6 protein-coding genes and 4 pseudogenes are annotated in these 9555 nt (G+C 70.7%); 1 reads left to right on the forward strand and 9 read right to left on the reverse strand.

Annotated features, from left to right (window positions below; translation table 11 throughout):
- From AC2W7J_RS11585 to AC2W7J_RS11625, 9 genes and pseudogenes are all read right to left on the reverse strand, one after another.
- A pseudogene (locus AC2W7J_RS11585) lies at positions 1-1513 on the reverse strand (NADH-quinone oxidoreductase subunit G); the annotation flags it as partial.
- Positions 1510-2828 (reverse strand): annotated as a pseudogene (nuoF, locus tag AC2W7J_RS11590) (NADH-quinone oxidoreductase subunit NuoF). The pseudogenes nuoF and AC2W7J_RS11585, both read right to left, overlap by 4 nt.
- Positions 2825-3682: an NADH-quinone oxidoreductase subunit NuoE gene (gene nuoE, locus AC2W7J_RS11595; protein WP_485982561.1), complete on the reverse strand. Its 858-nt coding sequence runs from the start codon at positions 3680-3682 to the stop codon at positions 2825-2827. Before nuoE ends, nuoF begins: the two are co-directional and overlap by 4 nt.
- Complete coding sequence (locus AC2W7J_RS11600) at positions 3679-5031, reverse strand: NADH-quinone oxidoreductase subunit D (RefSeq protein WP_255185272.1); 1353 nt, start codon at positions 5029-5031, stop codon at positions 3679-3681. The genes nuoE and AC2W7J_RS11600 overlap by 4 nt, the downstream gene beginning before the upstream one ends.
- Positions 5031-5846: an NADH-quinone oxidoreductase subunit C gene (locus tag AC2W7J_RS11605; protein ID WP_255185271.1), complete on the reverse strand. Its 816-nt coding sequence runs from the start codon at positions 5844-5846 to the stop codon at positions 5031-5033. Before AC2W7J_RS11605 ends, AC2W7J_RS11600 begins: the two co-directional genes overlap by 1 nt.
- Positions 5843-6430 carry a NuoB/complex I 20 kDa subunit family protein gene (locus tag AC2W7J_RS11610; protein ID WP_255185270.1) on the reverse strand — a complete coding sequence of 196 codons (588 nt, stop codon included), beginning with the start codon at positions 6428-6430 and terminating at the stop codon, positions 5843-5845. Before AC2W7J_RS11610 ends, AC2W7J_RS11605 begins: the two co-directional genes overlap by 4 nt.
- A 27-nt stretch (positions 6431-6457) precedes the next feature.
- Entirely contained in the window at positions 6458-6820 is a 363-nt protein-coding gene (locus AC2W7J_RS11615; protein ID WP_255185269.1) for an NADH-quinone oxidoreductase subunit A, read from the reverse strand.
- 81 nt (positions 6821-6901) lie between these two features.
- A pseudogene (locus AC2W7J_RS11620) lies at positions 6902-8211 on the reverse strand (geranylgeranyl reductase family protein).
- Positions 8212-8353: 142 nt separating this feature from the next.
- Positions 8354-9001, reverse strand: coding sequence for a class I SAM-dependent methyltransferase (locus tag AC2W7J_RS11625; protein ID WP_485982564.1), 648 nt, complete (start codon positions 8999-9001; stop codon positions 8354-8356).
- Positions 9002-9085: 84 nt separating this feature from the next.
- Between AC2W7J_RS11625 and AC2W7J_RS11630 the strand changes: the two are divergent.
- Positions 9086-9555, forward strand: a pseudogene (locus tag AC2W7J_RS11630) (isochorismate synthase); the annotation flags it as partial.

Below are 9555 nucleotides of genomic sequence, written 5' to 3' on the forward strand. Positions count from 1 at the left end.
GGTGAGGGCACCAGGCACGGTGGCCAGACGCTCGCCGACGAGCACGACCGGCCGCTCGCCGCGCAGCGCGGCGTGGGCGGCGGTCAACGGGTCACCCTCGGAGCCGGGCCCGATCTCGCCCGTGAGCGCGGTGAGCACCTCGGTCTCGGTGCCGGGCGCCGACGGGATGAGCGTGCCGCCGAGCTTGTCGAGGCCACGGGTGGCCAGCGGGGCGACGGCGAAGACGCTCGTGCCGGCCTTGCGGTGCGCCTTGCGCAGCCGCAGGAAGAGGATCGGGCTCTCCTCCTCGGGCTCCAGCCCGACGAGCAGGACCGAGCTGGCCCGGCCGACCTCGTCGAAGGTCACGCCGGTCTCCGGTGTCGTCCCCGCGACGTGCCGCAGGAGGAAGTCGCGCTCCTCGGCCGAGTGCGGCCGGGCGCGGTGGTCGACGTGCTCGGTGCGCAGCACCGAGCGGGCAAGGGTCGCGTAGGCGTGGGCGTCCTCGACGCTCACGCGACCGCCGACCGAGCACCCCGTGGCCCTGCGCGGCGCGCAGCCCGTCGGCCGCGGCGGCCAATGCCTCCTGCCACGAGGCGACCCGCAGCTCGCCGTCGGCGTCGCGCACCATCGGCAGCTCGAAGCGGTCACCGAGGTCGGCGGAGACGAAGGCCCAGCGGCCCTTGTCGCAGTTCCACTCCTCGTTGACCTGCGGGTCGTTGCCGGCCATGCGGCGCAGCACCGTGCCGCGGCGGTGGTCGGTGCGAAGGGAGCAGCCGTCGGCGCAGTGCTCGCAGACGTCGGGGCTCGAGACGAGGTCGAAGGGCCGGGAGCGGAAGCGGTAGGCGGCACCGGTGAGCGCGCCGACCGGGCAGATCTGGACGGTGTTGCCGGAGAAGTAGCTCTCGAAGGGCTGATCCTCGTAGATGCCGACCTGCTGCAGCGCGCCGCGCTCGACGAGCGCGATGAAGGGGTCGCCGGCGACCTGGTCGGAAAAGCGGGTGCACCGGGCGCACAGCACGCAGCGCTCGCGGTCGAGGAGCACCTGCGAGGAGATGTTGATCGGCTTGGGATAGGTGCGCTTGACGTCGTCGAAGCGCGAGGTGGCCCGGCCGTTGCTCATCGCCTGGTTCTGCAGCGGGCACTCGCCGCCCTTGTCGCACACCGGGCAGTCGAGCGGGTGGTTGATGAGCAACAGCTCCATGACGCCCTGCTGCGCCTTGTCGGCGACCGGCGAGGTGTGCTGGGTGCGCACCTGCATGCCCTCGCTCACCGTCATGGTGCAGCTGGCCTGCGGCTTGGGCATCGGCTTGACGTTGCCCTCGCGGTCGGGCGTCGCGACCTCGACGAGGCACTGCCGGCAGGCGCCGACCGGCTCGAGGAGCGGGTGGTCGCAGAAGCGCGGGATCTGGATCCCGGCCTCCTCGGCCGCCCGGATGACGAGGGTGTCCTTGGGCACGGCGACGGCGATGCCGTCGATGCTGAGGTTGATCAGCTCCGGGGGTGCCTGCTGGTCGGTGGTGTCTGCGACGGTCATGCGGTCACCTGTGCGGTCTCGTGGTGGAAGAGCGTCGAGGCGGCGGGCGGGAAGAGCTCGCTCGCCGGGGTGTGGCACCCGGCCTCGAACTCCTCCCGGAAGTGCTTGACCGCCGAGGTGATCGGGCTGGTCGCACCGTCACCGAGGGCGCAGAAGGAGCGGCCGAGGATGTTGTCGCAGATGTCGACGAGCTTGTCGATGTCCTCGGGCGTGCCGTGACCGTGCTCGAGGCGCTCGAGGATCTGGGCGAGCCACCACGTGCCCTCGCGGCACGGGGTGCACTTGCCGCACGACTCGTGCTTGTAGAAGTCGGTCCAGCGGCTGACGCAGCGCACGACCGAGACGGTGTCGTCGAAGATCTGCAGCGCGCGGGTGCCGAGCATCGAGCCGTGGGCCGCGACCGACTCGAAGTCGAGCGGCACGTCGAGGTGCTCCTGGGTGAAGATCGGCGTCGACGAACCACCCGGCGTCCAGAACTTCAGCGGGTGGTTGGGGTCGCGCATGCCACCGGCCATGTCGATGAGCTCGCGCAGCGTGATGCCGAGCGGTGCCTCGTACTGCCCCGGCCGCTTGACGTGGCCCGAGAGCGAGAAGATGCCGAAGCCCTGCGACTTCTCCGTGCCCATGTCGGAGAACCACTCGGCGCCCTTGCGGATGATGACCGGCACCGAGGCGATGGACTCGACGTTGTTGACGACCGTCGGTCGCGCGTAGAGGCCGGCGACGGCCGGGAAGGGCGGCTTGAGCCGCGGCTGGCCGCGACGGCCCTCGAGGGAGTCAAGCAGGGCCGTCTCCTCGCCGCAGATGTAGGCGCCGGCGCCGCGTGCACCGTGACGTCGAGGTCGAAGCCGGTCCCGAGGATGTCCTTGCCGAGGTAGCCGGCCGCGTAGGCCTCCTCGACCGCGCGCATGAGGCGGCGGTAGACGTGGACGACCTCACCGCGCAGGTAGATGAAGGCGTGGTTGCAGCCGATGGCGAAGGAGGTGATCGCCACCCCCTCGACGAGGAAGTGCGGCGCCGCCATGAGCAGCGGGATGTCCTTGCACGTGCCCGGCTCGGACTCGTCGGCGTTGACGACGAGATAGCGGGGCCCGCCGTCGGGCGGGGGCAGGAAGCCCCACTTCATGCCGGTCGGGAAGCCGGCGCCGCCACGGCCGCGCAGGCCGGAGTCCTTGGCCGCCTGGACGAGATCCGCCGGGTCGCTCTGCAGCGCCTGACGAAGGGCGGCGTAGCCGTCGTTGTCCTCGTAGGTCGCGAGGGTCCACGACTGCGGGTGGTCCCAGAACTTCGTGAGGATCGGGGTCAGCGTCGTCACTTGTCAGCCTCCGTGCCCTCGCTCGTCGGGCGCTCGTCGGGCGCATTGGCCGGGGTGTCGACCGAGGTCTGCTCGCCGGTGGTGATCCCTTCGGTCGATGCGGCGGTCGTGGACGTCGCCGCGTCGGCGTCGCCCCCTTCGCCCGGTGCCGTCCAGCCCTCGCGTCGGGCCAGCTCCACACCGCGAAGGGAGGCCTCCCCCGCCCCGATGCCCTCGTCGGCGAGCCCGTCGGGGAAGCCGGCGAGCACGCGCGAGACCTGCTTGAAGGTGCACAGGCGGTCGGGTCCGCGGGTCGGCCGCACCGGTGTGCCGGCGCGCAGGTCGTCGACGAGCCGGACGGTCGACTCCGGGGTCTGGTTGTCGAAGAACTCCCAGTTGGTCATGACGACCGGGGCGTAGTCGCACGCGGCATTGCACTCGATGCGCTCGAGGGTGATCGTGCCGTCCTCGGTCGTCTCGTCGTGGCCGATGCCCAGGTGCTCGCTGACGGTCTCCCAGATCTGGTCGCCACCCATCACCGCGCACAGGGTGTTGGTGCACACGCCGACGGTGTAGTCGCCGTTGGGGTGGCGCTTGTACTGGGTGTAGAAGGTCGCGACGCCCGAGACCTCGGCCGTCGTCAGGCCGAGCGTGCTCGCGCAGAAGTCGATGCCGCGACCGGTGACGTAACCGTCGACGCTCTGCACGAGGTGCAGCAGCGGCAGCAGCGCCGAGCGCGGCTGCGGGTAGCGGGCCACGACCTGCTCGGCCTCGGCCGACAGCTGCTCGAGGACCTCCGCCGGGTAGGGCTCCTTGCTCTCCGACGGCACGTGCAGGTGCCCGGACGCGGTCTGCTCTCCGAATCCACCGCTCATCGGTCGACTCCTCCCATCACCGGGTCGATCGAGGCGACCGCGACGATGACGTCGGCGAGGTTGCCCCCTTCGCACATGGCCGCGACGGCCTGCAGGTTGTTGAAGCTCGGGTCCCGGAAGTGGGCCCGGTAGGGGCGGGTGCCGCCGTCGGACACGACGTGGCAGCCCAGCTCGCCCTTCGGCGACTCGACGGCGACGTAGGCCTGGCCCGGCGGGACCCGGAAGCCCTCGGTCACGAGCTTGAAGTGGTGGATCAGGGCCTCCATCGAGGTGCCCATGATCTCGCGGATGTGGTCGAGGCTGTTGCCCATGCCGTCGCCGCCCACGGCGAGCTGCGAGGGCCACGCGACGCGCTTGTCGGCGACCATGACCTGGCCGGGGTTGCGCTGCAGCTCGTCGGTCACCTGCTCGACGATCTTGAGGCTCTCGCGCATCTCCGCCAGGCGGATCGCGAGCCGGTCGTAGGCGTCGGCGCCCGTGCGGGTGATGACGTCGAAGTCGTACTTCTCGTAGCCGCAGTAGGGCGTGAGCTTGCGCAGGTCGTGCGGCAGACCGGTCGAGCGCAACACCGGGCCGGTGATGCCCAGGGCGGTGCAGCCGGTGAGCGAGAGCTCTCCGACCCGCTTCGTGCGGCCCTTGAGGATGGGGTTCTCGAGGAGGAGCTGCTCGAGCTCGCCGATGCCCTTGCGCACCTGCGGCACCATCTCGCGGATCTTGTCGATCGCGCCGTGCGGCAGGTCCTGGGCGACGCCGCCGGGGCGGATGTAGGCGTTGTTCATCCGCAGGCCGGTGATGTTCTCGATGACCGACAGGATCCGCTCGCGCTCGCGGAAACTGATCGTCATGATCGTCGTCGCGCCCATCTCCATGCCGCCGGTGCCGAGGCAGATGAGGTGGCTCGAGATGCGGGTCAGCTCCATCATGAGCACCCGGATCACGCTGGCCCGCTCGGGGATGTCGTCGGTGATGCCGAGGACCTTCTCGACCGCGAGGCAGTAGGCAGCCTCCTGGAACATCGGCGTCAGGTAGTCCATGCGCGTGCAAAAGGTCACCCCCTGCGTCCACGTGCGGAACTCCATGTTCTTCTCGATGCCCGTGTGGAGGTAGCCGATGCCGGCGCGGGCCTCGGTGACCGTCTCGCCGTCGAGCTCGAGGATGAGCCGCAGGACGCCGTGCGTCGAGGGGTGCTGCGGACCCATGTTGAGGACGATGCGCTCCTCGGGGTTCATCCCGAGCTCGCCCATCTCCTGGTCCCAGTCACCGCCCTGGACGTTGACGATGCGGCCCTCGGCGAGGTCGTCGGCGCCCGGGGTCGCGTGGACCCGGCCACCCTGCGTGTGCGTAGCCATCAGTTGTACGACCTCCGCTCGTCGGGCGGCGGGACGGTGCCGCCCTTGTACTCCACCGGGATGCCGCCCAGCGGGTAGTCCTTGCGCTGCGGGTGCCCGGCCCAGTCGTCGGGCATGAGGATGCGGGTGAGCGCGGGGTGCCCGTCGAAGACGACGCCGAACATGTCCCACGTCTCGCGCTCGTGCCAGTCGGCCGCGGGATAGGTCTCGACGATGCTCGGGATGTGCGGGTCGGCGTCGGGGGCGGTGACCTCGACGCGCAGCCGCCGACCACCGTGGGTGATCGAGAGCAGGTGGTAGGCGACGTGCAGCTCGCGCCCGCTCTCCTGCGGGAAGTGCACGCCGGAGACCGACATGCACATCTCGAAGCGCAGGTCCGGTCGGTCGCGCAGGGCGCGCATGACGACCGGCAGGTCCTCGCGGGCGACGTGCAGGGTCAGCTCGCCGCGGTGGACGACGACCTGCTCGAGCAGGTCGCCCCCGGTGGCGTCGGCGAGCCGGTCGACGACCTCGTCGAACCAGCCGCCGTAGGGGCGCTCGCTCGCGCCGGGGAAGGCGACGGTCGTCTTGAGCCCGCCGTAGCCGGAGGTGTCCTGACCGTTGCGGGCGCCGAACATGCCGCGACGCTCGTCGCGCACGACGGGGGCGTGCGCCGGGTCGACCTCGCCGGCACCCTCCCCTTCGACATTGCTGTACTCGACCGGCCGGTTGCCGCCGGTCAGACCCTGGGTCGAGGGGAAGCCCTTGTTGGCGGTGCCGCTCAGGCCGACGCCGTCCGGGTGGACGCCCTCGGCGGGCTTGTCGATCTCGCTCATGCCAGGAGGTTCCTTCCGAGCAGGCCCTCGTGGTCGTGCGTCGGGGGCTGCAGCTCCGTCGGGGTGGCGCCGAGTGCGGCCTGCTCCGCGGCCCGGGCGGCGGCGACGCGGTTGACACCCAGCGGCGTGCTCTGGATCTGCTGGTGCAGCTCGATGATCGCGTTGAGCAGCATCTCCGGGCGGGGCGGACAGCCGGGCAGGTAGATGTCGACGGGGATGATGTGGTCGACGCCCTGGACGATCGCGTAGTTGTTGAACATGCCGCCGGAGCTGGCGCACACGCCCATCGAGATGACCCACTTGGGGTTGGCCATCTGGTCGTAGACCTGGCGCACGACGGGGGCCATCTTGTTGCTCACCCGGCCGGCGACGATCATCAGGTCAGCCTGGCGCGGGGTCGCGGCGAAGCGCTCCATCCCGAAGCGGGCCAGGTCGTAGTGCGGCGTGCCCACGGCCATCATCTCGATGGCGCAGCAGGCCAGGCCGAAGGTCGCCGGCCAGATGGACGCCTTGCGCATGTAGCCGGCCAGCGCCTCGACCGTCGTGAGGGCGATGCCCGACGGCAGCTTTTCTTCGATCCCCATTGATCCGTCTCCTCGTCCTCGTCCTCGTCAGTCCCACTCGAACCCACCGCGGCGCCACACATAGGCATCCGCGATGAAGAACGCGTTGAACAGGAACAGCACCACGGCAGCGAGGGTGAAGGCCCCGAGCTCGTCGAAGGCGACGGCGAAGGGGTAGAGGAAGAGCGCCTCGATGTCGAAGATGATGAACAGCATCGCGGTCAGGTAGTACTTGACCGGGAAGCGGCCGCCCTCGGCGGCCTGCGGCGTCGGCTGGATGCCGCACTCGTAGGCCTGCGCCTTGGCGGCGTTGTAGCGCGCCGGGCCGACGACCAGGCTCGTGCCCACGGACACGAGCGCGAAGCCGAGCCCGATGGCGAAGAGGATGAGCAGCGGGATGTACGGGTTCATCACTGCTCCCGCCTTTCTTCCGTCATGTGATGCAGTCCACGGCCGATCCTAGGGGTGACGCCGGACACACCCGACAGCGCCTCACGCATCGGGGGCCACCCGGGTCATCAGGTGGACGAGACGGTCGTCGAGACCCCCGCCCTTCTCCTCCGGCAGGTTGGCCATGAGCTTGAGCATGAACTTCATCAGCGTCTGGCGCGGCAGGCCGTACTTCGTCGCCAGCCGCATGATCTCGGGCTTGCCGATGAGCTTGGCGAACTGCGCGCCGAGCCGGAAGTAGCCGCCGTGCATGTCCTTCATCCGGGCGACGTAGGACTGCAGCACCCGCTCGCGGTCGGCGGCGGTCGGCCGGGCGAGGGCCTGGACGATGACCTCGGCTGCGGCGTGGCCGGCCTCGAGCGCGTAGTCGATGCCCTCGCCGTTGAAGGGGTTGACCATGCCGCCCGCGTCACCGACGAGCATGAGTCCGTCGGCGTAGAGCGGCTGACGGTTGAAGGCCATGGGCAGCGCGGCCGCGGTGATCTCGCCGGTGATCGTGCCCTCGTTGATGCCCCACTCCGCCGGCATCGTCTCGACCCAGCGACGCATGACGTCCTTGTAGTCGGTGCGACCGAAGGCCTCGGACGTGTTGAGGACACCCAGCCCGATGTTGGAGCGCCCGTCCCCCAGCCCGAAGAGCCAGCCGTAGCCCGGCATGAGGATGCGCCCCCCTTCGGGCGTCGTCGACCACAGCTCGAGGTGGCTCTCGAGGTACTCGTCGTCGTGGCGGGGCGTCTCGTAGTAGGCGCGCACGGCGACGGCCATCGGCCGGTCCTCGCGCTTCTCGCGGCCCATCTTCACCGACAGGCGGGAGGAGACGCCGTCCGCGGCGACGACGACGGGGGCGCGATAGGTCTCGGTCTCGCCCGTGGCCCGGCCGCGCTCGTCGACGACCTTGGCCACGACGCCGACGATCCGACCGGACTCGTCACGGATCGGCTCGGAGACGTTGCGCCCCTCGAGCAGCTCGGCGCCGCAGGAGGCGGCGTGGCGGGCCAGGACCTCGTCGAGGTCCGCGCGGGCCCGGACCATGCCGTAGCCGGGGAAGGAGGTCACGTCGGGCCAGTCGAGCTGCAGCCGCATGCCGCCGCCGATGATCCGCAGGCCCTTGTTGTGCGCCCACCCGTCGGTCTCCGACAGGGGGACCCCGAGGTTGATCAGCTGGCGCACGCGCGCGGGGTGAGCCCGTCACCGCAGATCTTGTCGCGGGGGAAGCGGGACTTCTCCAGCAGGACGACGTCCTTGCCGGCCTTCGCCAGCCACGCGGCGGTGGCGCTGCCACCCGGGCCGGCTCCGACGACGATGACGTCGACACTGCGGTCTCCGTCGGCCGCAGGCAGTGCACTGGTCACGAAAGGTTCCTCAGCTGCTTGTGAAGCAATTCACGATCGCGGGTGACACTACCCGGCAGGAACTTGGGCGGTCACACAGGTAGACCTAACCAACCACCACCGGTCGTCGAGGTGCGACGAAGGAGCCTCGAGACGGCGCGCCTCAGGCCTTGCTCGCCCGATGCAAGGCCACGATCCCACCCGTCAGGTTGCGCCACTCGACGCCGCCCCAACCGGTGCCGACGATCATCTGCGCGAGCTGCTCCTGCGCCGGCCAGCTCTGGATCGACTCCGCGAGGTAGACGTAGGAGTCGGGGTTGGAGCTCAGCCGCCGGGCCACCGGCGGGAAGGCCGCCATGAGGTACTCGGAGTAGATCGTGCGGAAGGCCCGGTTGACCGGCTGGCTGAACTCGCAGATGAGCAACCGCCCGCCGGGCCGGGTCACCCGGAGGAACTCGCCCAGGGCGACCTCGGGCTCGACGACGTTGCGGAAGCCGAAGGACATCGTCACGACGTCGAAGGAGGCGTCGGCGAAGGGGAGCCGGGTCGCGTCGGCAGCGGTGAAGTCGAGCTCGGGGCTCTGCACGAGCCCCTGGCGCAGCATGCCGAGGGAGAAGTCGGCCGAGGCGACCTGCGCGCCGGCGCGGCGCAGCGGCAGGCTCGAGGAGCCGGGGCCGGCGGCGATGTCGAGGATGCGCTTCCCCGGCTGCGGGTCGATGGCCTCCACGACCGCCCGCCGCCACAGCCGCGTCTGACCCAGCGACATCACGTCGTTCATCAGGTCGTACTTCGCGGCGGTCTCGTCGAACATCGCGGCGACGTCCTTGGGGTCCTTCTGCAGTGGCGCGGCTCATGTCCTCATCCTCGCACCCGCCGCCGTAGGCTGATGCCCGACATGTCATCGCCTTCCCCTGCCGACGCCCCCACCCCCACCGGCGTCCCCCACCCCGCGCTCGTCGTCCGCACCGTCGCCGTCCCCACGGCCAGGGTCGCGGACCTCCTCTCCCTCCTGCCGGAGCCGGACGACGCGGGCGACGTCGTCTCCTGGGTGCGCAAGGGCGAGGGCTTCGTCGGCTGGGGCCGGGTCGCGACCTTCCGGGCGAGCGGCCCCGACCGCTTCGACCGGGCGCAGGAGTGGTGGCGGCAGGTCACGGCCGAGGCGATCGTGCGCGACGACGTCGACGAGCCGGGCACCGGGCCGATCGCCTTCGGCTCGATGGCCTACTCGCGGCGCTCGCAGACCGAGTCGGTCCTCGTCGTGCCCGAGGTCGTCGTCGGCCGGCGCGGCTCCCTCGCGTGGGTCACGACGATCACGACCGATGCGACGGTCCCCGCGGCCGACCAGCCGCTCGAGCGCCAGCCCCG

This window comes from Janibacter sp. CFPM2_SD2 (assembly GCF_057364645.1).